The 22,667-nt window shown below is 69.6% G+C and carries 22 protein-coding genes; 9 read left to right on the forward strand and 13 right to left on the reverse strand.

Going from position 1 to position 22,667, the window contains the following annotated elements:
• Positions 1-509: 509 nt before the first annotated feature.
• Positions 510-1,421, reverse strand: coding sequence for a LysR family transcriptional regulator (locus NQZ70_RS20300; RefSeq protein ID WP_165374065.1), 912 nt, complete (start codon positions 1,419-1,421; stop codon positions 510-512).
• 133 nt (positions 1,422-1,554) lie between these two features.
• Here NQZ70_RS20300 and NQZ70_RS20305 point away from each other — a divergent pair, with 133 nt between their 5' ends.
• Positions 1,555-2,247, forward strand: a complete 693-nt coding sequence (locus NQZ70_RS20305) for an O-methyltransferase (RefSeq protein ID WP_129575688.1) — start codon at positions 1,555-1,557, stop codon at positions 2,245-2,247.
• 78 nt (positions 2,248-2,325) lie between these two features.
• Here NQZ70_RS20305 and NQZ70_RS20310 read toward each other — a convergent pair whose 3' ends face one another.
• Positions 2,326-2,907 carry an NAD(P)-dependent alcohol dehydrogenase gene (locus NQZ70_RS20310; protein WP_237245458.1) on the reverse strand — a complete coding sequence of 194 codons (582 nt, stop codon included), beginning with the start codon at positions 2,905-2,907 and terminating at the stop codon, positions 2,326-2,328.
• Between the two features lie 25 nt (positions 2,908-2,932).
• Here NQZ70_RS20310 and NQZ70_RS20315 point away from each other — a divergent pair, with 25 nt between their 5' ends.
• Positions 2,933-3,760, forward strand: a complete 828-nt coding sequence (locus tag NQZ70_RS20315) for a LysR family transcriptional regulator (protein WP_237245459.1) — start codon at positions 2,933-2,935, stop codon at positions 3,758-3,760.
• Positions 3,761-3,982: 222 nt separating this feature from the next.
• The gene (locus NQZ70_RS20320; RefSeq protein ID WP_129575689.1) at positions 3,983-4,909 is read left to right on the forward strand and encodes a hypothetical protein; all 927 of its coding nucleotides are present in this window, start codon (positions 3,983-3,985) and stop codon (positions 4,907-4,909) included.
• Between the two features lie 38 nt (positions 4,910-4,947).
• Here the strand turns inward: NQZ70_RS20320 and NQZ70_RS20325 are convergent, their stop codons facing one another.
• A complete protein-coding gene (locus NQZ70_RS20325) occupies positions 4,948-5,808 on the reverse strand; it encodes an NAD(P)H-binding protein (protein ID WP_129575690.1) in 861 nt (286 codons plus the stop codon).
• 167 nt (positions 5,809-5,975) lie between these two features.
• On the opposite strand from NQZ70_RS20325, the gene NQZ70_RS20330 reads away from it, so the two are divergent.
• Positions 5,976-6,923 (forward strand): LysR family transcriptional regulator, encoded by a 948-nt coding sequence (locus tag NQZ70_RS20330; RefSeq protein WP_129575691.1) that lies wholly within the window; start codon positions 5,976-5,978, stop codon positions 6,921-6,923.
• Positions 6,920-7,510, forward strand: a complete 591-nt coding sequence (locus NQZ70_RS20335; protein WP_129575692.1) for a histidine phosphatase family protein — start codon at positions 6,920-6,922, stop codon at positions 7,508-7,510. The genes NQZ70_RS20330 and NQZ70_RS20335 overlap by 4 nt, the downstream gene beginning before the upstream one ends.
• A 5-nt stretch (positions 7,511-7,515) precedes the next feature.
• Here NQZ70_RS20335 and NQZ70_RS20340 read toward each other — a convergent pair whose 3' ends face one another.
• Positions 7,516-8,784: a kelch repeat-containing protein gene (locus NQZ70_RS20340; RefSeq protein ID WP_129575693.1), complete on the reverse strand. Its 1,269-nt coding sequence runs from the start codon at positions 8,782-8,784 to the stop codon at positions 7,516-7,518.
• A gap of 165 nt (positions 8,785-8,949) precedes the next feature.
• Positions 8,950-9,798, reverse strand: coding sequence for an endo-1,4-beta-xylanase (locus NQZ70_RS20345; protein ID WP_237245460.1), 849 nt, complete (start codon positions 9,796-9,798; stop codon positions 8,950-8,952).
• Here NQZ70_RS20345 and NQZ70_RS20350 point away from each other — a divergent pair.
• Positions 9,791-10,180 carry a hypothetical protein gene (locus NQZ70_RS20350; protein ID WP_129575694.1) on the forward strand — a complete coding sequence of 130 codons (390 nt, stop codon included), beginning with the start codon at positions 9,791-9,793 and terminating at the stop codon, positions 10,178-10,180. The two genes, NQZ70_RS20345 and NQZ70_RS20350, sit on opposite strands and share 8 nt — an antisense overlap.
• Before the next feature lie 400 nt (positions 10,181-10,580).
• Positions 10,581-11,903, forward strand: coding sequence for a glycoside hydrolase family 43 protein (locus tag NQZ70_RS20355; protein ID WP_129575695.1), 1,323 nt, complete (start codon positions 10,581-10,583; stop codon positions 11,901-11,903).
• Positions 11,904-11,962: 59 nt separating this feature from the next.
• Here the strand turns inward: NQZ70_RS20355 and NQZ70_RS20360 are convergent, their stop codons facing one another.
• A complete protein-coding gene (locus NQZ70_RS20360; protein ID WP_129575696.1) occupies positions 11,963-13,402 on the reverse strand; it encodes a PLP-dependent aminotransferase family protein in 1,440 nt (479 codons plus the stop codon).
• 3 nt (positions 13,403-13,405) lie between these two features.
• Positions 13,406-13,993, reverse strand: coding sequence for a LysE family translocator (locus NQZ70_RS20365; RefSeq protein WP_129575697.1), 588 nt, complete (start codon positions 13,991-13,993; stop codon positions 13,406-13,408).
• Between the two features lie 183 nt (positions 13,994-14,176).
• Here NQZ70_RS20365 and NQZ70_RS20370 point away from each other — a divergent pair, with 183 nt between their 5' ends.
• The gene (locus NQZ70_RS20370) at positions 14,177-14,683 is read left to right on the forward strand and encodes a hypothetical protein (RefSeq protein ID WP_129575698.1); all 507 of its coding nucleotides are present in this window, start codon (positions 14,177-14,179) and stop codon (positions 14,681-14,683) included.
• A gap of 332 nt (positions 14,684-15,015) precedes the next feature.
• On the opposite strand, the gene tnpC is transcribed toward NQZ70_RS20370, so the two are convergent.
• The 3 genes from tnpC to tnpA form a co-directional block, all read right to left on the reverse strand.
• A complete protein-coding gene (gene tnpC / locus NQZ70_RS20375; protein ID WP_237245644.1) occupies positions 15,016-16,611 on the reverse strand; it encodes an IS66 family transposase in 1,596 nt (531 codons plus the stop codon).
• A 126-nt stretch (positions 16,612-16,737) separates the two neighbouring features.
• Positions 16,738-17,109, reverse strand: a complete 372-nt coding sequence (gene tnpB / locus NQZ70_RS20380; protein WP_129572538.1) for an IS66 family insertion sequence element accessory protein TnpB — start codon at positions 17,107-17,109, stop codon at positions 16,738-16,740.
• Complete coding sequence (tnpA, locus tag NQZ70_RS20385) at positions 17,106-17,447, reverse strand: IS66 family insertion sequence element accessory protein TnpA (RefSeq protein WP_129572539.1); 342 nt, start codon at positions 17,445-17,447, stop codon at positions 17,106-17,108. Before tnpA ends, tnpB begins: the two co-directional genes overlap by 4 nt.
• A gap of 49 nt (positions 17,448-17,496) precedes the next feature.
• On the opposite strand from tnpA, the gene NQZ70_RS20390 reads away from it, so the two are divergent.
• Positions 17,497-17,769: a hypothetical protein gene (locus tag NQZ70_RS20390; protein ID WP_129575699.1), complete on the forward strand. Its 273-nt coding sequence runs from the start codon at positions 17,497-17,499 to the stop codon at positions 17,767-17,769.
• A 209-nt stretch (positions 17,770-17,978) separates the two neighbouring features.
• Here the strand turns inward: NQZ70_RS20390 and NQZ70_RS20395 are convergent, their stop codons facing one another.
• The 3 genes from NQZ70_RS20395 to NQZ70_RS20405 form a co-directional block, all read right to left on the reverse strand.
• Positions 17,979-18,764, reverse strand: coding sequence for a hypothetical protein (locus NQZ70_RS20395; RefSeq protein ID WP_129575700.1), 786 nt, complete (start codon positions 18,762-18,764; stop codon positions 17,979-17,981).
• On the reverse strand, positions 18,733-20,145 hold the full coding sequence (locus NQZ70_RS20400; RefSeq protein ID WP_129575701.1) for an AAA family ATPase: 1,413 nt from the start codon (positions 20,143-20,145) through the stop codon (positions 18,733-18,735). The genes NQZ70_RS20395 and NQZ70_RS20400 overlap by 32 nt, the downstream gene beginning before the upstream one ends.
• 431 nt (positions 20,146-20,576) lie before the next feature.
• Complete coding sequence (locus NQZ70_RS20405; protein WP_165374066.1) at positions 20,577-22,484, reverse strand: M6 family metalloprotease domain-containing protein; 1,908 nt, start codon at positions 22,482-22,484, stop codon at positions 20,577-20,579.
• Positions 22,485-22,667: the final 183 nt, after the last annotated feature.

Here is a 22,667-nt window from a genome sequence, read left to right on the forward strand (position 1 = left end):
TTGGAGCCTCTGCGCAGCGTAGAGACCGTCGCCGGAGGTGGGGACGTGACGGGAGCAGGCGCGCCTGGCGCGACCGGGTGGCGCGCAGCGCGTTGCGGTGCAGCGGGGGTCCGGAGGCCGCGCGAGCGCGGTGGATCGCGCGTCGGCGGGGTCCGGAGGCCGCGCGAGCGCAGTGGATTGCGTCGAGGAGGGGTCCGGACCCCCCTTCTGGCACAAGATCGGGTGTCTCCGAGGGGAAAATGGCGCAGAATCGCTCAATTTCGAGCGTGATTTGGCACAGATTTGCCCCGGAGGACGGTCCCCAGAGCGTTTCGGAGGGGTCCGGACCCCGGTGTGTCGCAATGCATTGTGGTTGTGCCGGTGCCGGACCCCCCTCGCTTGGCACAGGGTCGGGCCGATCTGGCGCACTCCAGGCGGTGCGCCGCTGAAATTGACACAGCGTGGAATCACCTCCGGTATTCGCTGAGCGTGACCCTGCGCCGCCCCGCGCGCCCTCACGGATGGCGCGGCTACGCCCCGAGCTCCGCGATCGACCGGCAGGCGCGGCGGAGCCGGTCGCGCAGCCACCGATGCGCGGGGTCGGCGTCGAAGCGGGGGTGCCACGCCTGCGCGATGGTGATGCCCGGCGTGGTCACGGGCAGCGGGAAGGTGACGAGATCGAAGCGCGGGGCGGCGTGCGCGAGCCATTTCGACGGGAACGCGCCGACGAGGTCGGAGCTGGCGAGGAGGCACAGCGCCGCATAATGGCCCGACGCCACGGCCGCGGTGGTCCGGGCGAGCCCCTTCTTCTTGAGGGCGTCGTCGATGGGGCCCCAGACCTTCCCCTGCCTCGACACGCCGAGGTGGGCGTGCTCGACGAACCGCTCCAGCGTCACCTTGCCGGACGCGAGCGGGTTGCGGCGGCGCACCACGCCCACGAAGCGGTCCCGGGCGAGCGCCTGCACGCGGATCTCCGGGCCCATGTCGTCGATGATGCCGACGTCGAGATCGATCCGGCCCTCCCGGAGCGCGGCCACGTCCTCGTCGCCCTCGGGGAGGAAGCGGACCGTGACGCCCGGCGCCTCGGCCCGAAGGGCGTCGAGGAGCGGGGCGCCCAGGAGCCCGAGCATGCCGTCGCTGGTCCGGACGGCGAAGCTGCGGGTGAGCGCGGCGACGTCGAGCGCGCCCCGCTCGCGGAGGACCGCGCTCGCCGAGGCGACCACCGCGCGCACGCGCGGGCGCAGCTCCGCGGCGCGCGGCGTGGGCACGAGCCGCCGGCCGGCACGCACGAGGATCGGGTCGCCCACGGCCTCGCGGACGCGCGCGAGCGTGCGGCTCATGGCCGAGGGGCTGAGGTGCATCCGCCGCGCGGCGAGGAGGACGCTCTCCTCCTCGAGGAGCACGTCGAGCGCGACGAGCAGGTTCAGATCCATGGAGTGCATGGGACGCAACGATACCTTACCGACCATGCACTGGAAGCCATGTCTCTCCGGGCGCACCTTCCGTGTCGAACAGGGCAGCCAGCGAGGGCAGCAGCGCCGTCGCCGTGAGCCTGCCCGGAGGAGAGTCGCCATCATGAGCACCACGCTCGATTCGCCGCGCGTCCAAAGCATCCTCGACCGCCTCTTCCAGGACGCCGACAGCGGCGATCCGCGCATCATCGCCCGCGTCCGCGGCGACTGGGAGCTCCGCGGGCCGGAGCCGGACCCCGAGCGGCTCGCCCACATGCTCGCCGACGCGTATCTGCCGGTCTCCCGCGAGGTCGGGCGGCTGCTGCACCTCCTCGCCTTCGCGGCGAGGGCGCGCACGGTGGTGGAGTTCGGCACGTCGTTCGGGATCTCGACGCTGTTCCTGGCCGCGGCCGTCCGCGATGGGGGCGGCGGGCGGGTGATCGGCAGCGAGATGCACCCGGAGAAGGTGCGGCGGGCGCGGAACAACCTCGACGAGAGCGGGCTCGGCGATCTCGTCGAGATCCGCGAGGGGGACGCGCTGGCGACGCTCCGGGACGTGGAGGGGCCGATCGATCTCGTCCTGCTGGACGGCTGGAAGAACCTTTATCTGCCGGTGCTCCGGATGCTCGAGCCCAGGCTGCGGCGGGGCGCGCTCATCGTCGCCGACGATCTCGACATCGCGCCCGACGACCTGCGGCCCTATCTCGAGTACGTGCGCCGCACGGGCAGCGGATACGGATCGGTGGAGATCCCGCTGGGGGACAGGCTGGAGGTCTCCTGCTGGCACGGCCGCGACGGCGGCGAGAGCGAGGCGTGAGCGCGAGCGGTCGCGCTGCTCCTCGCGCGAGGGCGACCGGCGTGATCCGGCGCCCCAGGCGCTCGTGTCCGCCGCGCTTCAGTCGAGCCGGATGACGACCTTGCCGAAGTGCTTGCCCGCGGCGAGCTTGGCCAGCGCGTCGCTCGCCCGCTCGAGCGGGAAGACCTCGTCGATCACGGGGCGGATCGCGTGCGCCTCGAGCGTCGCCGTGAGATCGACGAACGACTGGCGCGAGCCGACGATGACGCCCTCGAGGCGGATCGCGCGGAACAGGATCGGCATCGGATCGATCTGGCTGCCGACCCCGGTGAGCAGCCCGATGAGGCTCACGACGCCGCCGGGCTTCACCGCCTGGAGCGAGCGCGGGAGCGTGCCGGCGCCGCCGACCTCGATCACCCGGTCCACCCCCTCGCCGCCCGTCAGGCGCAGCACCTCCTCGTGCCACTCCGGCTGCTGCCGGTAGTCGATCGTGTCGGTCACGCCGAGCGCGCGCAGGCGCTCGATCTTCGCCGCGCTGGACGACGTGGCGATGACGCGCAGCCCCGCGGCGCGCGCGAGCTGCGCGGCGAAGATCGACACGCCGCCGGTCCCCTGGACGAGGACGGTGGCGCCGGGCGCGGGGCGCGGCCACGACTCGAAGAGCGCGGACCACGCGGTCACGCCTTCGGCGGTGAGCCGGCGCGTGATGCGCCTCGAGCGAGAGCTCGGCGTGGCGCTCCTTTCGCGCACCACGCGGTCGCTCCGCCTGACCGACGACGGGCAGGCCTTCTACGCGCGCTGCGTGCGCATCGTCGAGGAGCTCGGGGAGGCGACCGAGGCGATCGCGCGCGCCAGTACGAAGCCGGTGGGGCTCCTGCGCGTCGACGCGCCGGTGACGCTCGGGCGGGAGGTGATCGCGCCGGGCCTGCCGCGCTTCTCGGCGCGCTATCCCGACGTCCGTGTCCACCTGACGCTGCGCGATCAGCACGTCGACCCCGTGGCCGAAGGGCTCGACCTGCTCGTGCGCATCGGCCAGCTCGGCGACTCGAGCCTGGTGGCGCGCCGGCTCGGCGCGAGCCGCATCGTCCACTGCGCGGCGCCGTCGTACCTGGCGCGGCGCGGCGCGCCGAAGGCGCCGGCCGATCTCGCGCACCATGACTGCGTCGGGTACCTGCGCGATGGGCGGCCGGATCCGTTTCGCTTCCTGACGGGGGACGGGGACGCCGTGCTCGATGTGCCCATCTCCGGGCCGTTCCACGCGAACGACGCGGATGTCCTGAAGCGCCTCGCGATCGCGGGGAGCGGGATTGTGGCGATGTTCGATTTCCTCGTGAAGGACGCGCTGGCCGAGGGGACGCTCGTGACCGTGCTGGAGGGAGCGCGGACGATGAGCTGGCCGATTCACGCGCTCTACCCGAAGAATCGGCATTTGCTGCCGAAGGTGCGGGTGTTCGTCGATTTTCTTGCGGAGATCTTCGCGCCGTCAGGGGCGCGGCGCGGGGGAGAGCGCCGGCGCGGCGCACCGCGTGGGTGAGGCGCGCGTGGAGGGCTCGCACGACCACAGGGACAGATGAGATACGCTGTGCCGACCGGTTGGTCCGCCCAAGTGCTCGCGTCGATGGAGAGCCCGGGGACCACGCCATGGACCTCCGTGTCGAGATCGCGGTACGTTCTCCCTGGGGGGCGCCATCCGCGTCCGTGTTCACCCCGGGGCGCCATCCGCGTCCGTCAGGCGAGGCAGCGGGGAGGTTGTACGATGGGCGAGTTATTGACGACGGCCCAGGCGATCGAGGCAGCAAGATACAATGACGCCCGCGCGCTCGACCTGCTGGTCATGCTGCGGAGCTTCTTCGGCGTCGACCAGCAGGCGAGCTCGCGCAGCTACACCGAGGCGCTCGTGCAGCGCATCGCGTGGTTCCAGCGGCGCCTCGACGTCTCCGTCGACGGCAAAATAGGACCGACGACGCACCCGCTCATCCTCGAACAGATGGGCGCCGCCGACGCCGGCCCGCTCTGGCCAGCCGAGGACGCGCCGCCGGAGGCCCGGCTCGCGCACTACACGATGCTGTGCAAGCTGGTGGGGCACGACCCCACGGGATCGAGGACGATCTTGCTCGGCCTGCGCGGCGTCCGGCTCTTCGGCCTGCGCACCCATACGGTGAGGAGCCGGAGCGAGTACGACGACACGTTCGTGCTGCTGAGCTTCCAGGGCGACGAGAAGGTGTACGAGTTCCGCGGCGCGACGCACCCGTACCAGACGAGCTCGATGGCCTCTCCGGACTTCGACGGTGATCGCCGTCCCGACGTCGGGATGCTGAGGCCGGGGTACTATCATGTCGAGGCGCGGTCCGACCCCTACAAGGGTCACCCGGCGCTCATGGTCCTCCGCCCCGCGGGGGCGAACCGCGGTCGGCTCCCCGCGTACCGTGACACGAACCACGACGGCCTCTTCGACGAGGCCGAGATGCGCGCGTCCGAGACGGCCACTTCCGGAGGGCAGGTGTCGGAGGGGATCGGGGCGTGGATGGATGGGGTCCTCTTTCATCCGGGCCTCGGATTCAGCTCGATCGGCTGTCAGACCGCACGTGGCGAGGACATCGGGAAGCTCCATGCGCTGGGGAAGTTCGAGTACCTGCTCGTCAATGCGGTGGACGTGCTCGCCCTCATGAAGCAGAGGCGATGAATGAGCCCGGGGCTGACAAGCGAGCAGCGCCCCGTGCCTCAGCGTGACAGGCGCGCCGCCAGGTAGCGACGCATGGACATCGGCGCTCGGCCGAGCAGGCGCTCCAGCGTCGGATCCACGGCGGCGAACTCGCGCTCCCGGCTCGCCGCGAACAGGCCCAGGAGCAAGTCCGCCCGTTCTTCGGGCACGCCGTGAGACACCATGTCCGCTCGGAACGCTCGATCGCTGACGGTCACCCGCGCGATCGAGCGCCCGAGGAGCTCCGAGGCGATCGCGGCGATCTCCGCGAGGTCGAGCGCCGCGGAGGCGGTGAGCGGCGGGGTCGACCCCTCGAGGCGCGCCTCGTCCGTCAGCGCGATCACCGCCGCTTCGGCCAGGTCGCCGTGCTCGGTCCACGAGATCGGGCCGTCCTCTGGCGCGATGAGCTTGCCGGTCTCGAGCGCCCGCTCGAGGAGCATGAGCCCGGACGCGGCATAGAACCCGTTGCGAAGCGAGGTGAAAGCGACGCCCGACCTTTGCAGCGACGCCTCGGTGGCCGCGTGGTCGCGCATGGGCGCGAAGCGGGACGCCGGGTTCGAGCCCATGTGGCTCGTGTAGAGGACGCGGCGGGCGCCCGCCGCGCGAGCCGCCTCGAGCGCGGCTTCGTGCTGGCGCACCGCGGCCTCGCCCGCGCTGTCGATGGAGACGATCAGGACGTGCGAGGCGCCCTCGAACGCGTGGCGCAGGCTCGCGGGGTCGTCGAAGGCCCCCCGACGCACGCGGACGCCGCGCTCGGCGAGCGCGCTGGCCTGCTCCGGGTTGCGCACGCTGACGCCGAGCCGAGCGGCGGGCACGCGCTGAAGGAGGCGCTCCGTGATGGCTCGGCCGAGCTGACCGTTGGCTCCAGTGACGATGATCATGACAACCTCCTGCCGCGCTGGGCGCGGCGATCGCGCGCGATCATCCCGAGGACCACGCGGCTCCCCGTGCTCCGCGCGGCCCGGTGACGACGGCGTTCTTCACGGGGTCGAACCTAGCGCCGGCCGCCGGAGCGCATTAGTGTGCTCGGCGGGAAGGAACTGTTGCCGTGGACGCACAGATCGATCTGGACCTCAACGACGCCGCGCTCCTCGTGCGGGTCGTCCGGACGCGCAGCTTCTCGGCCGCCGCCCGCGAGCGCGGGGTGCCGGTCTCCACGGTGAGCCGGCGCATCGCGCGGCTCGAGTCCGCGCTCGGCGTCCGGCTCCTCGAGCGAACGACGCGGCGGCTGCAGCTCACCGACGCCGGGCGCGCGTACTTCGGCCACGCCGAGCGGGCGATCGACGACCTGACGCAAGGCACGCATCACGTCCGCGAGCTCCAGAGCGAGCCGCGCGGACGCGTGCGGATCGTGGCGCCGGTCTCCCTCGGCGCCGCGGTGGCGAGCGCCGTCTGCGCCTATCTCGCGAAGCACCCCCGCGTGTCGGTCGACCTCGAGATCGATTCGCGGAGGGTCGACCTCCTCGCCGGGAGCTTCGACATCGCGATCGTCCCGGGCAAGGTGGACGACACCACCGACTTCGTGGCGCGCGAGCTCTGGCGCGCGACGCGGAAGCTGCTGTACGCGAGCCCGCGCTACCTCGAGGCGCGGGGCGTTCCCCAGAAGGTCGAGGACCTCGCGCGCCACGATTGCATCGCGATGCACGCGACCGAGGGAATGGCCACGTGGACGCTCGGGCAAGGGCGCCGGAGGCGGCGCATCGCCTTCGAGCCGCGCTTCTACGTGAGCGAGTCGTCCGCGGCTTACCGCGCGACGCTCGCGGGCGTCGGCATCGCGATGCTTCCGGAGGTGTTCTGCGCCGAGGACGTGGCCGCGAAGCGCCTGGTCCGCGTCCTCGACGGCTACGAGGCCGAGGCCGGAGGCGTCAGCCTCCTCTACCGCGCGCATCGAGCCCTGACGGCCGCCGTCCGGACCTGCGTCGACCACCTCCTCGGGGCGCTGCCGGCGACCGATCCGGCGCGCGGAGGCCGCGGCCGCCGCGAGGACCGACGTTGAGCGCGCGCATCATCCTGGTTCGGCACGGCCGCTCGGCGCACGTCCACACCGGCTGGATCGACGCCGCCGGGTTCCAGCGCTGGCGCGACGCCTACGACGCCGCGGGCCTTTCGCCCGGGGAAAGCCCGCCGCCGGCGCTCCGGGCCCTGGCGATGCAGGCGGGCGCGGTGGTGGCGAGCGATCTGCCGCGCGCCCGCGCCTCGGCCGAGCTGCTCCTTCCCGGCGGCGAGATCGCCACGTCGGCGCTGCTGCGCGAGCTGGAGCAGCCGGCGCCGCCGCTGGGCGGCGCGCGGGCGCCCCTCGCGGTCTGGGCGCTCGCGATCGGCCTCCGGAAGGCCTACGGGGCGCTCCGCGCCGAGCCGCCGCCCGCGGCGCAGCGGCGCCAGGCCGCCGAGGCGGCCGAGTGGTTGATCGGGCTCGCGGCCCAGCGCGGCAGCGTGCTCGCGGTCACCCACGGCTGGCTGCGCGGGCTGCTGGCGCAGGCGCTGGCCGAGCGCCGGTGGCGGCGCGAGCACATGTCGGGGCGCTACGCCCACTGGAGCGCGTGGACGCTGACCGATGGGCGTAGCGCCGGCGCAAAGGCGTGAGCGCGTCAATGCCTCTGCTTGCAGCCCCCGTAGCGCTCCACGCTCGCGAGCGTCGGCGGATTGACGAAGTACGTCGCGTCATACCCGCCTGTGATGAGCACCGAGCCGTCCTGCAGCGTCGTCGCCGTGTGGAAGCCTCTCTGGATCGGCTCGTCGATCACCGTCCAGGTGTCGTTGGCCTCCTTGTAGATCTCGGCGCCCTCGCTGCCGATCGCCATCACGCGGCCGTGATCCATGGGCGCCACGGCGGACGCCCAGGTGTGGCGGAAATTCGGCGGCGGGGTCGACGTCCACGTGTCGCTCGCGGGGTCGTAGATCTCGGCGGTCTCGCCGGCATCGACGAGGACCACGATCTCCTCCTCGGTTCCGCCGTAGATCCTGCCGCCGCCGCCGATCACCAGCACGCGCCCGCTCGGCAGCAGCGTGGCCGTGTGCTGCATGCGAGGCAGGTTCGTCGGCGCCGCCGCCGTCCACGCGCCCGTGGCCGGATCGTAGATCTCCACGCTGGTGCGACCTGCCGGCATCTCGTTGCCGTTCAACGTGTAGCCGCCGACGACGAGCACGCGCCCGTCCTGGAGCAGCGTCGCCGTATGCAGGTGGCGCGTGACCGACATCGACCCTGCGCTGGACCAGGTGTTCGCGGCAGGATCGTAGAGCACGGCCTCCTTGAGCACGCGGTCGTCGTCGCTGCCGCCCGTGCGCAGCACCAATCCGCTCGGTAGCGGGGTCAGCGCCGTCTGGGCGAACTCCCAGCCGCGGGCCGCCTCTGCGGGGGTGAAGGGGACGCTCGTCGTCGCGCCCGTGCTCGGATCGTAGACGAGCCCGCCCGGGCTGAAGAGCACCCTGCCGTCCTGCAGGAGCGCCGCGCCCACGGGGAACATCGGATAGGGCAGCGCGTCACCGGTCGTCCACGTGTCCGTGGCGGGGTTGTAGAAATCGACCGTCGTGGGGTAGGGGTAGTCGCCGCTGCCACCGGCGACCATCACCTGGCCGTCGGGCATGAGCAGGGCGACGTGCCGCTCTCGCGCCTGGAGCAGCGGCGCCACAGACGACCACTCCGCGTGGACGCCGACGTGGCGGCGGCACTTCTTCTTCGTCGCGTGCTTCGCGTGGTGGCCGGCCGTCGGCGCCGCATTCGCCTCCAGCGCAGCCTCCTCGAACGCAGCGTCCGCGAGGGCCGCGGGCTCCGACCCAGGATCGCACCCGGCGGCCACGAGCACAGCGAGGGAAAGGCAGGCGACCAGACCACGATGATGTCGACCGGTGGTAGACATGGTAGGACCTCGTCAGGAGTTGGGGGAGGGTGAAGCCGTCCTCTGCGGGGGACACGCCTCGAGCGCAACCGACGATCCTACCAGACGGCCGCGCGGGGGGAGCGCCTATCCTCCAGAACACCATCGGAACAGACGAACCCACGCGCCGGCGAACGACTCGATCGACTACTTGCCGAGGAAATCCATCAACCACTGCATGGCGGGGCGCGGCTGGCCATTCTTGATGAGGCCCGAGTCCTTCACCCAGGTCGTGCCGTAAACGTAGCCCCAGAGCGTGATGCCCTTGATGTTCTCGTGGTTCCAGAACATCGTGAACTGCTCCTCCATCACCTGCTTTTGCCTCTGGTCGTCCGCGATGTTGAGGTCGTACTCGGTGATGTAGATGGGGAGCCCGGTCTCGGAGGTGATCTTGTCGAGGAAGCCCTTGATGGTGGCGACTGGCATGTTCCCCGTGCCATGAGCCTGGCATCCGATGGCGTCGATGGGAGCGCCCGCTTCCTTGACCTTCCTCGCGATGTTGATGATGTTGTTGTTGTCGTTGCCGAATTCGATGGTGTTGTAGTCGTTCAGGATGAGGATCGACTTCGGGCAGTACTGGCGCGCCAGCTGGAACGCCTTGACGATCCAGTCGTACCCGCTCGCGCCCGCGCCGCCGAGCGCGTCCATCGTCGCAGGCCTCGTGTGGGGCGGAGGCTCGTTCACCACGTCGATCATCTCCATGTCGGGGTAGCGGGTGCAGACCTCCCGGATCAGCTCCTCGACCTCTTCCGCCTGCTCATTCCGCGGCAAGCCTTCGATCCAGCGCGGCTGCTGGCCCCCCCACACGAAGGTGTGCCACTTGAACGGGATCTTGTTGTCCTTGGCGAACTTGTAGATGGCGTCCGTCTTCGACCAGTTCATCCTGTCGCGCTGGGGCTCGACCGCGTCCCATTTGCTCTCGTTCTCGGGCGTGATCTGATTCCAGTACTTGAGGAAGTTCCCCTCGATCTGGCCTGATGTCGTGATGTTGCCCACGAACCTGACCGGCTCTGGATCCCCGCCGCCGCCCGAGCTGGCGCTGCTGGAGCTGCTGGCGCTGCTGGAGCTGCTGGCGTTGCTCGACGACGAGCTCGCGCCGCCTGCGCCCCCGTCGCCCGACCCGGAGGAAGCCGAGCCGGAGCCGGCTGCCCCGGAGCCTCCCGTGCCGGAGGCGCTCGCTTCCGTGCTCTCGGAGGAGCTCGCGTCGTCGCTGCAGCCTCCCGTGACGCCGATGCCGATCATCGCAGAGCCAACGAACGCAGCCATTCCGATCGTGAGCGAGACGCCTCGCAAGCTCGGTAAAGCCATGTGGCCTCCTCTTTGGAGCGTAAAGAAAGACAACGGTCTTCAGCCACCTGACGCGCAGGAGGTGGAATGACCCGAAGATATTCTTCGTGCGATATGTTAGCGCTAACATTTCGCGTGTCAATTCTAAACGACCGGCCCGCGGGTCCCCTCGAGTCCAGGGGAGGGAGGACAGGGCCGGCGGGGCTCCTCCGGAGCGTCGCGTCAGGAGATGCAGGCGCCGAGCCCTGGTCAGCGCGGGCGTCAGCGCGGGCTCTCCTGACGAGCGCTCGTGGGACAGCTCACGCGCGCGCCGTGGCCGGCCGCCGCTGCGCACCCGTCGCGGTCGAGAGCCCCGCGCGGATCCATTTGTTTTGACATTGGATATGTTAACGTTAACAATATGGGCTCCGGCTCGGATCCTGCTCAATCAGGTGCGTGATCCCGCTTCGGGCGGCGAAACTCTCGCAGATCCCCGACCGGCTAGGTCCAACATGAAGAGGCGAGAACTCTCTTTCTTAGGAGCGCAGTCTCTGGCGCTCGTCATCGCTGGGCTCTGGCTCACGGCTTGCGACTCGTCGGGCCAAGCGTCAAGCGGCACCGGCGGCGCCGGTGGACAGGCCGAGGGCGCCGGTGGACAGGCTGAAGCTGGCACCGCCACGACCGGCAGCACCAGCAGCGTCGCCACGACCGGCAGCTCCGCCACGACCGGCGGGACCGGCGGCGGGACGATCGATCCCGGGGAGGGCGGCGGCGGGACCGGCGGCGGCGGGACCGGTGGCGGGGGTGGCAGCGAGGACGACGCGCCACCCCCGACGGAGTTCGACAATCCCATCATCAAGTACGACGCGCCGGATCCGACGAGCGGTCCCGGAGACCCCATTTTTACCGCGGATGGCGCCGCCATGGTCTGGAACAACAAGGTCTACCTGTATACTGGCCATGACGAGCAGGCCGAGGGGGCGAGCGGTTATCGCATGTTCGACTACCGGCTCTGGGCCTCGTCCGACATGGTCCGCTGGGAGAACAAGGGCGCGGTGATGCGCTACGATGTGTTCTCCTGGGCTCGCGGCGGCGAGTCGACGGGCAACGCCAATGCGGGGCAGGTGGTCCATCGCGACGACAAGGACGGCAACCCGAAGTTCTACTTCTACGCGCCGGTGGAGGGCGGCCAGTCCGGCTACGGGATCTCGATCGGCGTCGCGGTCGCGGACAAGCCGGAAGGACCGTTCAAGGACGCACGCGGAATCCCGCTCATCTTCCTGGCCGACACCCAGGGCACGGCAGAGCATTCGTGGCGCAACCTCGACCCGACGGTCCTCGTCGACGACGACGGCCGGGTCTACATGTACTGGGGAAATGGAGTCCTGTACTGGGTCGAGCTCGAACAGGATATGATCCACCTGAAGGGGGAGACCTACACCACCGACGGCGGCGGGAAGATGCAGAACCGCGGCCTCGGCAGCGCCCAGATCCATGTGCTCAAGGACATCCCCAGCTACACCGAGGCGCCGTTCCTCTCCAAGCACGGCAGCCTCTATTACTTGACGTACGCTTCGGGGTTCCCGGAGACCATCTCCTACGCCACCAGCACATCGCCGGGAGGGCCGTGGCAACATCGGGGCGTCATCCTGGACCGCGTGCCGAACAGCGACACAATTCACCAGTCGCTCTTCGACTTCAAGGGCGCCAGCTATCTCACATACCACAACGCCGGGCTGCCGACCGGCGGTAGCTACCGGCGATCGACATGCGTGGATCGCGCCTACTTCAACGACGACGGGACCATCAAGAAGATCGTTCCGACGCACAAGTGAGCCGTTGCGCGCCGTGACACCCCTCACGCGTGACGCCGACCGCGGCGCCGCCCGACCCGTCACGCCACCACGCCCGCCCGCTCCATCGCCCCCCGCGCGCTCGCCACCGCCGCGAACCGCTGCCCGAGGTACTCCGCCACCCGCGCGTGCTGGCTGAACACCGCGTTGAACCGGAGGTGCGGATCGTCCGCCCCGTCCGCCATGAACGTCGCCCCGCGCGCCAGCAGGATCTTGTTGAGGTACGCGTCCTTCACCAGCTCGTCGATGTCCACGCCGCGCGGCACCGCGCCCCAGAGGAACAGCCCGCCTTCGCCCGGATGGTCGAGCAGCACGCCGGCGTCGCGCAGCCGGCGCGCCGCCGCGTTCCGCGCCGCGCCGAGCTTCTGCTGCAGGCGGTCGATGTGCTTGCGCCACCTGCCGGCCGACAGCACCTCCAGCAGCACGAGCTCGTTCAGCGCGCCGGTCGTCAGCACCGAGTAGATCTTCTCGCGCAGGAGCGGCTTCAGCCGCCCCGGCTCGGCCGCGATGTAGCCCAGGCGCAGCGCCGGGCTCAGCGCCTTGCAGAAGCTCGAGTAATAGACGACCCCGTCCAGCCCCGAGAGCTGCGCCAGCCGCGTCGGGTGCCCGGGGTGGAAGTGACCGTGCACGTCGTCCTCGGCGATGAGCACGCCGTGCTGGTGCGCGATCAGCAGCGCGCGGTGCAGGTTGGCGGCGCTCGACCCCCAGCCGGTCGGGTTGTGCAGCACGCTCTGGAGGAACAGCAGCTTGGGCCGGTGCTCGCGGCACGCGGCCTCCAGCGCCCCCAGATCCACGCCGTCGGGCCGCCGCGCCACCGGCACGATGCGGTAGCCCGCCTGCCGCAGGCGGCCGAACATCAGGAAATAACCGGGGTTTTCCACGAGCACCGCGTCGCCCGGCTGGAGGGTGCTCCGGCAGATCAGGTCGATGGCGTGCGTGCCGCCCCAGGTGGTGAGCACGCGGCCCGCGTCGGCCGGGATGCCCTGCGCGCGCAGCAGCGTCGCGATCCGCTCGCGCAGCTCGGGCAGCCCCTGCGGCGGGCAGCGCGCCGCCATGCCGGCGTCGCTCCGGGCGAGCGCGCGCTGGAGCACCGTCGCGGGGATGGCGTCGCTCAGCCAGCTCGCCGGGAGGGCGCCGCTGCTCGCCAGCAGCACGCCGGCGCGCTGGTCGTTCGACTGCTGCGCCAGCCACACCGGCTCCTGCTCCTCGCCGGCCTCGAGCCACGCCTCGCTCGGCATGGGCGACGCCGCCTCGCACACGAAGTAGCCGAACTTCCCGCGCGATGCGACGAGCCCGGCCGCCGCCAGCCGGTCGTAGGCCGCCACCACGGTGTTGGGGCTCACGCCCAGCTGACCCGACAGCTGGCGGATCGACGTCAGCCGCGCGCCGGGCGGCAGCCGCGCGCCCTCGATGAGCGCGCGCAGCCGCGCCTCGATCTGGTCGGCCAGGGGAACGGCGGAGTCGCGGTCGAGCGAGAACATGGGTCAGCGCAGGAACAGGAGCGCCAGCACCGCCAGCGCGCCGGCCATGATGCCATTGAACACCCGCTGCCGTCGCGGATCGGTCAGGAATCGTCGGAGCGCCACGCCGAACAGCGCCCACGCCGAGATGCACGGGAAGATGACGACGAGGCCGACGGCGGACACGAGCAGCGCGCCGCTCGCCGCGCCCATGCCCGCCGGCATGAACACCGAGGCCAGCGTGATCGCCTTGACCCAGCTCTTCGGGTTGACGGCCTGGAACAGCGCCCCCTGCGCGAACGACAGCGGCCGCGGCACCTCGGCGCCCTTGAGCGCGGCGCCGCCGGTCAGCTTCCAGGCCAGCACGAGCAGGTACAGCGCGCCGGTCACGCGCAGCACGCCGTGGAGCGCCGGGTACGCGGTGAACAGCGCGCCCAGGCCGAGGCACGTGACAAAGGTCTGGACCGCGCCGCCCACGCCGATGCCCAGCACATGCGGCAGCGTTCGGCGGTAGCCGAAGTTGGCGCCCGAGGCGGTGAGCATCATGTTGTTCGGTCCCGGGGTGCTGGACATCACGAAGCAATAGGTCGCCAGGGGCACGAGCTCGGTCATCGCGGGTCGCTCCGGTCAGAGATGGGCCAGAGCGTAAGAAGGCGGCGTCCGCCGGTGAAGGCACAGGGGGCGCGCCGCGCGAAAGCACTGTGTCAGCCGCGCGACAGGTACAGCGCCGAGCCCGGCGCGCTCCTGCTACCCTCGGAGCAGCGCCGCCGGACGAGGCTGTGGCGCGGAGGCGACATGACGGACGACGCAGCCGCGCGCGGGGTGGAAAAGGCGGCGTTCTTCCGACCGGAGAACGAGGAAGAGGGCGCGCGCTGCGAGAGCTCGAGCCCCACGGGGAAGTACAGGCTCGTGGTCTCGAGCTACTCGACCGGGCACGGCACCTGGGACTACACCCAGGGCGAGGTCTACAGGACCGGCGCTGCCGACCCCATCGCCGTCGTGCAGCGGAACTTCGGTTCGTTCCCGTTCCTCTTCGTCGAGGCGCATCCGAACGGCCACGACTACCTGGTGTGCGGCGAGGACTACCAGGGCCAGACCGTGGTGGAGCTCGACACCGGAGAGCGCCGCGACCACCTGCCGGACGAGGCGAGGGAAGGGGTCGGCTTCTGCTGGGTGGACATGCGCTTCGAGTCGTCGGCCGCGATGCTCGTCGTCGAGGGGTGCATCTGGGCGTGCCCGTACGAGCTGCGCTTCTTCGACTTCGCGGACCCGATGTCCGGGTGGCCCGTATCCGTGCTGTAGACCCCATTCTCGCGGGGTGCGGGCAGGCGCCGTAGATTCGCGGTGCGATGCGAGAGCGAGAGCGGCCTACGGAAAAGCGTGGCGGTGACCGGCAGCGAGCGGAAGGCCCGATGGCCCCCGGCGCCGCGGCCAGCGTGGTCGTCCGCCGGCGCACGACGAAGCCGAGAGCGGCCGATGCTGCTCCGGAGCCGGCGTTGCCGAGAAGGTGCCGGACGCCACGCGCCGACAGGGCGAGCGTCGTCGACGAGGTCGCGCCAGCACGCCCAGGCCGGCGAGCAGCACGCCCGGCGGCCGGCAAGGAGGCGGCGGTGGCCGACGAGGGGGAGCCGCGATCAGCTGGGCGTCGCAGCCGGCGCGCGGGGCCACGGACTGGCCGCGAGCCGCTGCCGAGCATCGGCGTGCTCGAGGGTCTGCTTCCAGGACTTGGGAGCGAGCTCAATGAAACGCTCGGGCGGCCAAGTGGGCAGCAGGATGAGCACGTCGCGCAAGTAAGCCCAGGGCTCGATGCCGTGCAGCGCACAGGAGGCGATGAGCGAGACGATGGTGGCGTTCCACTCGGCGCCGTCGTTGCTGCCGACGAAAATCCAGTTCTTTCTGCCGACGGCCTCTCTGCGAAGCTCGAGCTCGCTCCGGTTGTTGTCCAGACGGAGCCGACCATCGTCGAGGAAGCGGGTGAGCGCGGCCCACTGGTTGAGCGCGTAGCCGACGGCGATGGCGATGGGGCTCTTCGGCAGCACGAGCAGGTCCTGCGCCTGCAGCCACCCGCGGAACGCATCGAGCACGGGCTCGGCGGCCTTCCGACGCTGCTCCGTTCGACGGCTCGGAGGCTGTTCCTTGGTCGCCTTGTCGATGGTGTAGAGCTGGTGAATGAAGCCGATGGCCGTCGTCGCCCGCTCCCGGTCGGAGCTCATCGCCTCGAAGAAGTGCCTGCGGCAATGAGCCCAGCAACCGACCTCGGTCACCTGCTCGGTGCGGAAGAGCAAATCGTACACATTCGATGCGTCCGCCTGGACATAGCCCTTGTAGCCGCGCAGGAACGCTTTGGGACCACCCTGATTGTGGTGCGGCGTGAAGCGGAACAGGACGTGATCTCGGTCCGCCACCAGGACCCAGAAGTGGCCCCGCCGGCACTTGTCCTTCGCCTGAACGAGCACGCCCGTGGCATCGATGGCGATGCAATGCGCGCTCAGGGCGTCGTCGGCCATGGCCGCGACGATGAGCTTGAGCTTGTCGGCGCACGAGGCGACCCAGCCGCACAGCGTCGAGCGCGAGAGGTGAAGGCCCCACCGCTCGAACATCTTCTCCAGCCGGTGAAGCGGCAGGTGGTCGGCGTACTTGCTCACGAGCACGTGGGCGAGCAAGCCCGGGCCGGCGAGACAGCGTGGGATAGGGCTGTCGGGAACGTCTGCGATGGTGATGCCTTGCTCGGGCTCGCCCTTGACCGCGAACTTCGGCCTGACGATCTGCAGCCGTACGAAGCTCGCGGGCCGCCACTCCAGCGTCTCCGACACCTCCTCGCCGATGCGGACAAGTGCGGTTGCGCGCTCATCCTGCACCTCCGGCGGCAACAGCTCGATGCGCTCGACCGGCAGATGCTCGGGCAGCTTTTGCCGTCCGTGCGGGCGGACGATGCGCCCCTTGTCGCCGCCTCCGGATGAGCCGCTTGGTGCTGCGCCACCGCCCTGCGGCGAGCTGGCTGGGCCCGCGTCGGGCGGCGCACCTGCGCCCGCGAGCATCTGTAGGATCGCGTCGAAGGCGAGCTGCATCTGCCCGGGGTCGACGTGCTCGGCCTTCTGGCCGAAGATGTGTCGGCGAAGCCGCTCCAGCTCGATACTGGCGAGCTCGTAGAGCTTACGGTACTCGTCCCGCTCGTGGGCGGCGCGCGCGAGCTTGTCCTTCAGCTCGTGGATCTGCTCTTCGACCGACATGCTCACGACGCGGTGATACCTTGTGGATCGCCGCTTTTTGAAGGGGTTGTTGCAGGAAAATGATGGGCTCTGGCGGGAATGCGGCGATGGGCGCTGCGCGTGAGAGCGCGAGGCTGTCGTGTCCGATCAGGGGGCCGGAGGCGATGAAGCCGCGGCGAGGCGAACCTCTCGCCGCAGCTTCGAAGGTGGAAGGGCGATGCCTTCGAGGATCTTCGCCAGCTCCGCCGCGTCGATGACGACGCTCGTGGCTCCCGGCGTGACCGCACGCGGAGCGCGAAACGTCCCGCGCTCCAGCCTTTTGTAGAGAAGGCAGTATCCGCTGCGGTCCCACCACAGGGCCTTCACACGGTCGGCTGCCCGGTTGAAAAAGAGGAACAACGCTCCGGAGAGCGGGTCCTGCCGCAGCACCTCGCGCACGACGGCAGCAAGACCATCGAAGGACCGGCGCAAGTCGAGCGGCTCGGTGGCCACGTAGATTGCGACGCGGCCCGGGATCATCGTGCCCCCCCGAGCGCACGAACAACGCGTGCCAGCGTGTCCTCGTCAAACGACGGCGGGACTCGGATGACCGCACCATCCGGAAAGACGATCTCCAGCGCCGCGCTCGACGAGGGCGTCCTGGCTCCTGCCGGGGCGACGACCACGGGCAGCAGCGCGGGCAGCGCCGCCTTCTCCGAGCGCTGCCGGTACTCGCTCCGCTTCATGCCCAGCCGGCGGCTCCAGGAGTACAGCGTGCCGGCGTTGACCCCCTCCTGCTCCGCGAACACGCGGGCGGAGTGCCCGCTCTTGTGCCAGCGCGCCACGCGGTCGCGCCAGGTGCGTGTGCTCTCGTCCATCGACACCTCCAGCGCCGGTTTCTAAGCGGCGCAGAGGCTCGAAGACAGGATGGGGTCCGCAGAACGCGTACGGTGGCCCGAGATCGAGGCGCCCGTGATGATCGACGCCGACCGGCGGCCGCCGACGGTCGACGCCGACGGGACGATCGTCTGCTACCGGTCGGCGCCCGGCGGCGCTGCCGGAGGCGACGAGGCGGAGGCGCCGATCGCCGCGATCCTGACGTTCCGGCGCGATGGCATGAAGCTCGTCCTGGAGAGCGAGTGGACCTCGGAGGAGGAGCAGGCGAGGCGCAAGGCCCGGGAGGAAGGGCAGAAGCGATGAGTGCGGGCCGACGGTTTCTTTCGTATAGCCTTGTCCGACGTCCTCCGTAACCGTCGTCGACGGTGCGCCACAGAACTTCATGCCCAGTCGGCTCCAGGAGTACAGCGTGCCGGCGTTGACCCTTTGCTGCTCGGTGGGACCGCGAGCACAATGGACGTGCTAGCGTGGTGAGATTACGGCGCATCGGCAGTGACGCGCGCACGACGTTATCAGCGCCACCACGAAGGAGCCCACGGAGGTGGACGCAGCCATGGTTCAACTAGCTTCCGAATTTCCGGCAGGAGTTCCAGCACGCCGCGCACGAGCAACGCATCTTCATCCGTTGGCGGCTTCAGTAAGTACTCTCGAACGGGCCCAAGCCATGCGCGGGATCCGTTCAGGAGCACGCGGAGCGTGTTCACGGTCTCGGCATTCTTCGCATCGTCGTCCACGATGGCACTCAGGATTGTGCGAAGCACCAAGATTCGATCACGTCTCTCATTGCCGAAACGGTGAAGACCGTACATGGTTCGGAGATCCTCGACCATTTTTGTGTGCGCGGGCGCTGGCGCGAGATCCCCGTATTCGTCCCACCCGAAGTAGTCCAGCGGATCGACCTCGCTAGGATCGATGGGTGCCGTTGAGATGCCGCTGTTTTCGCGGATACGATTGCAAGTGTCACACGCTGCGAGAAGATTGTTCCAGTCGAATGCTCTACCGGGCGCCTTGGATTTCTCTTCAAGATGCTCTGCCGTGCCTGGTGACGGTGTCTCGCAGAATGTGCACTTCTCGAAGCTCATGTTGCGGAGCTCACGCCACAGCTCTGCAAATGTGCCTTTGCTGGTTCTCCCCGCGCGAAAGTTGTCCCATTGGCTGCCGATACGACTGCTCTTCTGCGCGCTCGTTAGCGTGACGTCTGCGGCGAGCTTCTGTGCCGATTCGACACGATTTTTGAGCGACTGCTGGTGTTCGGTGTCAAGAAATTCAGCGACTGGACGTCGGACCAGCTTTAGCATCCAGCATTCTCCGCACTTTGTCGGCCGCGAGTTTGACCGCCGCGTCCACGTCCTCTTTCCGCAGTTCACCGGGTGCGGTCAGCCGCTCCGCAAGCGCTTGCTCGATTTCAATCAGCCGCTTATGATCTGCAGCATCAAGCTTCTCAAACTTGGCTTTCCCGCGCAGTACCGCGTGCTCTTTTAATAGGACTTCGGTTGCTGGGTCACGCGTGTCGGTAAGACCAAAGAGGGGGCTTAGTAGGATCTGATCCGCTGTCCACCCGGAAACTGCAGGAGCCGGCCGGATTACATGAACTGGCGCGTTCGTGGAGCCGGCGTGGAGCACGAATAACCCGTCCCGCGTGGCTGCCTGGGCGATGAACGGGCTGTGACTGGACACAATGAACTGAAGGCGCGGAAACACCTGTTGTAACCGTGGACCAATCTCGCGCTGCCAGGTTGGGTGCAGGTGTAGATCCACCTCGTCGACAAGCACCACACCGTCTGCGCGTACAGAGAGCGCGCCGCCCTCCCCCTGCTCGACGAGGCCGGCCACCCCCTCGAAGACGTCGGTCATCTGGCGCAGCAGGTCCATCACGAGCGCGAGGAAGCTTCGATAGCCGTCGGAGAGTTCCAAGAGATCCACGCGCGTGGCGCCAGGGGCAGAGAAGTACACCTTCTGGGTGTCTACGTCCGAGATTTGAACGGGCGACGGAAGGAGCTGATCGAGCAGCTTGCGCACGATCTGATACTCTTGTTGCGCACGCGGCGCGTCCGGGGCATGTGTATCGAGTGATCTCGCATAAAGCCTGGGCAGCCAGTCAAGGTCGCGCTTCAGCGCTACCGACTCGCGGAACAGCGATGCAACGCGCCCGGCGCGCCCAGGTTCGTAGGTTAGATCGTCCTCTGCGCCGCCGGTGAAGCGGCGAAATGCGCCATAGGCGCAAACCAGCCATCCAGCCTTGTTCGCCGCATAAGGACCCCTGAGGAGGCCGCGGTGTTCCTTGTCCTTAGGATTCCCCCGGAGCACGATCTGCGGCGCGGCGAACTCGAGCCCATCGAGCGTCGTAGGCTGATCGCCGACTACTGCGAACGACGCGCGATAAGGATCCTTGCGCGGAGCGCCGTCGGCCACATCGTTCTCACCGCGGAGAAAGCTCGCCTCGAGTGCTCCGTAGGGCTCGTCCCGTCGAACCCAGGCCGTCGGTGATACGAGGCGCATGGCCGGCGACGGGCCCACGAGCGCAACGGCTATTGCCTGGAGCAGCGTCGTTTTTCCAGTTGCATTGGCACCCAAAATCACGTTCCAGCCCGCGTAGCTCTCTTCGCTGCTGGCCGGAAAATCGAATCTCACGTCCGCGAAGCACTTGATGCTTCGAGCCGTGAACGACCTCAGGTACACGGTGACCTCCGCATGATGCTGCAGTATACGCCGAACGGTCGCGGGCAGGCAACCTCAGCGCTTGAAGGGGATGGAGTGTGCAGCCCGGTTCGCTACCCGGGCGGCGGGATCGTGTGCTGCTCCTTCGGTAGGGGTGATCGCTCCAGCGGACGCATGAGGATGTGCGTCCGGACCCGCCGGAACGAGATCGATGCCGATGGCGCCGGCCTGCCCAGGCGAGCGCCGCCGGACGAGCACCACATCACACTCTAGAGACTACGGCGCGCGGGCGCACTGCTTTCTTGGCCGAGGACGGCGGGCGGCTTACGGTCAGCATGTCGGACCTCATTCGAGCGGGTTCGGCCAGGCCGTCAGGGGTGTTTCAGCACCTGCAGGCGGCACTTTGTACGGCTAACAAACCGTCGGGCAGCACAAGGACGTCGTCGCTCCGCTCAGTCGCAGCCCCCGACGCTCCACATGCCCGGCGCCTCCACGTGGAGCGTGACGACCTCGCCCTTGTCGAACCCGAGCGCCTCGTGCGCGCCCGTGGTGCGGTATCCGAGGAAGATCTGCTCCTCCCCGACGTCCAGGATCTGCTTCTGCGCCCGGCCGTGGATCTCGTGCTCCGCCACCGAGGCGGTGATCTCGTTGCAGGCGAAGGGCACATAGCTCACGCGCGCGAGCATGATCGGCCCTGCGGCGTTGAAGCCCGTGATCGAGAGGCCGGTGAACCGCCCGTCCGCGTCGTCGCTGCTCGGATCGGTGAGCGGCGTGAACGTCCGGCCGCCCTCCGCGTTGTAGAGGTTGGCGAGGGAGCTCGGCGAGCTCGGGGTGCTCGCCATGAAGGCGACCTTCCCGGCGTCCGCCTTCCTGGCCTCGTCGATGCGGTAGATGCCCACGCCGCCGGAGACGTCCTCGAAGTCGAACCAGCGCTGCAGGCCGCGGTCGTAGCCCTCGTTCTGGCGGTTCTCGACCAGGAAGTACTGCTCCGGATCCGAGGTCTCGATCTTGTAAATCGTCGGAGCGACGCTCTGCCCGAAGAGCTCCGCGCCGGCCGACTGGACGATGGGAATGTCGTGCGCCGGGGCCCCGGGCTCGATCACGGTCGGCGCGAGGAACCCAGCCTTGAGCCGGCTCCACGCGCCCATCGCCACGGGCACCGAGCCGGCGGGCGCCCCGTCCGTGCTCCCCCAGCTCCCGCTCGCCATCACGCACCACGCCCCGAGCGGGGTCGGGCCCTTGTAGAGATCCGGCAGGCCGATCGCCGCGTGCCCGAGCTCGTGGACGATGACGCCCACGGTGGCCGGCATGGTGGTGGGCACGCCGCGGATCTTGTGGACCTGCCGCTCGCCGATCGCGGCGTAGCCGGGGAGGACCTTCCCGTCGAGCGTGATCGGCTGCTCAAAGGGCTTCGCGTGAGCCCACACGGACGGTGTCTTGCTGCCGTTCGAGGTCTCGTAGCCGGCCACGACGAAGAGCACGTTGAGCTCGTCGCCGCGGACCTTGCCGTCGGCGTTGACGTCGTACGAGGCGAAGTCGACGAACGGGTTCGCCATCACCAGCGCCTCCTTCAGGTAAGGCTCGAGGAGCGCGAAGTCCTTCTTGCTGTTCGGGTGCGCGAACGGCAGCTTGATCCGGACGATGCCGTCGTTCGCCGTGCCCTGCGTCTCCCGCGCGCGGGTGAACGAGAACTTCCCGCGCGACATGTCGGCGTAATAGTGGTTCACCGAGCCCGGGAGGCTGCCGTACAGGGTCTGCTTCCAATAGGCGATGTCGGTCTCGAAGTTGCCGGTGAACGCGCCCGGCAGGGCGATGCCGCCCCCCTGGGTGAACTCCAGCTGGATGGTGAGCAGCGGGCGCCGGACCGCGGCGCTCGCGGCCAGACCCGCCGCGCGCGGGAGCGCGCCCGCGGCGCGCGGGATCGCCGCCTCCCAGAGGGCGTCGAGCGCCTCGTCGTCGATGCGCGGGAGCAACGCCGGATCCACGGGGCCGCCCAGCGCGCGGAGATCGCGGACCAGCACCCCGGAGGGGACGAGCGCGACGGCGCCGCTCCTCGTCGATCCGAGCTCGGCGACCTCGTAGTCGCCCGAGAGGTCGTTGCGCACGACGACGGTGCCGTCCGCCATCCGCAGGTAGTCGAAGTGCTCGTCGCCGATCACCTCGGCGCGGAAGGTCGCGCCGGTCGCGTCGAGCGGGATCTCGCGCAGCCCGGGCTCGGCGCTCACCGCGGCCGCAGGGCGGCTCATCGAGACCGCGCTCGCCAGCACCGCGAGCCCGACGAGCCCGAGCCTCGCCCCGCCCCGCGCGCCGAAGATCCTCTGGTGCTCCACCTTGCCCGCGCCGCTGTACCGAGACGTCATGTCCGCATCCTCCTCAATCCGCGTTTCGCCGCGTTCGAAGAGGGCGCATCGCAACCGATGTGCCGCGCCGACGGGCGGCGCGGATCGCCGCGTTTTCAGGCGGATTCGCGCACCTCCGGCGAGCGCCGCGGCCCGCGCTGGAACGCCGGCGGGACAGCTGTCACGCGCGCGCGACGGCGGCTG

It is taken from the genome of Sorangium sp. So ce836 (genome assembly GCF_028553905.1).
In the GTDB taxonomy this organism is placed as follows: domain Bacteria; phylum Myxococcota_A; class Polyangia; order Polyangiales; family Polyangiaceae; genus Sorangium; species Sorangium cellulosum_D.

Coding starts and splice junctions, on each gene's coding strand:
- NQZ70_RS20395 (WP_129575700.1), bottom strand. CDS start 18,764: ATGCTAAAGCTGGTCCGACGTCCAGTCGCTGAATTTCTTGACACCGAA.
- tnpA (WP_129572539.1), bottom strand. CDS start 17,447: ATGGACGAGAGCACACGCACCTGGCGCGACCGCGTGGCGCGCTGGCAC.
- NQZ70_RS20405 (WP_165374066.1), bottom strand. CDS start 22,484: ATGACGTCTCGGTACAGCGGCGCGGGCAAGGTGGAGCACCAGAGGATC.
- NQZ70_RS20360 (WP_129575696.1), bottom strand. CDS start 13,402: ATGTTCTCGCTCGACCGCGACTCCGCCGTTCCCCTGGCCGACCAGATC.
- NQZ70_RS20355 (WP_129575695.1), top strand. CDS start 10,581: ATGAAGAGGCGAGAACTCTCTTTCTTAGGAGCGCAGTCTCTGGCGCTC.
- NQZ70_RS20300 (WP_165374065.1), bottom strand. CDS start 1,421: ATGCACTCCATGGATCTGAACCTGCTCGTCGCGCTCGACGTGCTCCTC.
- NQZ70_RS20365 (WP_129575697.1), bottom strand. CDS start 13,993: ATGACCGAGCTCGTGCCCCTGGCGACCTATTGCTTCGTGATGTCCAGC.
- tnpC (WP_237245644.1), bottom strand. CDS start 16,611: ATGTCGGTCGAAGAGCAGATCCACGAGCTGAAGGACAAGCTCGCGCGC.
- NQZ70_RS20320 (WP_129575689.1), top strand. CDS start 3,983: ATGGGCGAGTTATTGACGACGGCCCAGGCGATCGAGGCAGCAAGATAC.
- NQZ70_RS20305 (WP_129575688.1), top strand. CDS start 1,555: ATGAGCACCACGCTCGATTCGCCGCGCGTCCAAAGCATCCTCGACCGC.
- NQZ70_RS20340 (WP_129575693.1), bottom strand. CDS start 8,784: ATGTCTACCACCGGTCGACATCATCGTGGTCTGGTCGCCTGCCTTTCC.
- NQZ70_RS20325 (WP_129575690.1), bottom strand. CDS start 5,808: ATGATCATCGTCACTGGAGCCAACGGTCAGCTCGGCCGAGCCATCACG.
- NQZ70_RS20315 (WP_237245459.1), top strand. CDS start 2,933: ATGCGCCTCGAGCGAGAGCTCGGCGTGGCGCTCCTTTCGCGCACCACG.
- NQZ70_RS20370 (WP_129575698.1), top strand. CDS start 14,177: ATGACGGACGACGCAGCCGCGCGCGGGGTGGAAAAGGCGGCGTTCTTC.
- tnpB (WP_129572538.1), bottom strand. CDS start 17,109: ATGATCCCGGGCCGCGTCGCAATCTACGTGGCCACCGAGCCGCTCGAC.
- NQZ70_RS20390 (WP_129575699.1), top strand. CDS start 17,497: ATGGGGTCCGCAGAACGCGTACGGTGGCCCGAGATCGAGGCGCCCGTG.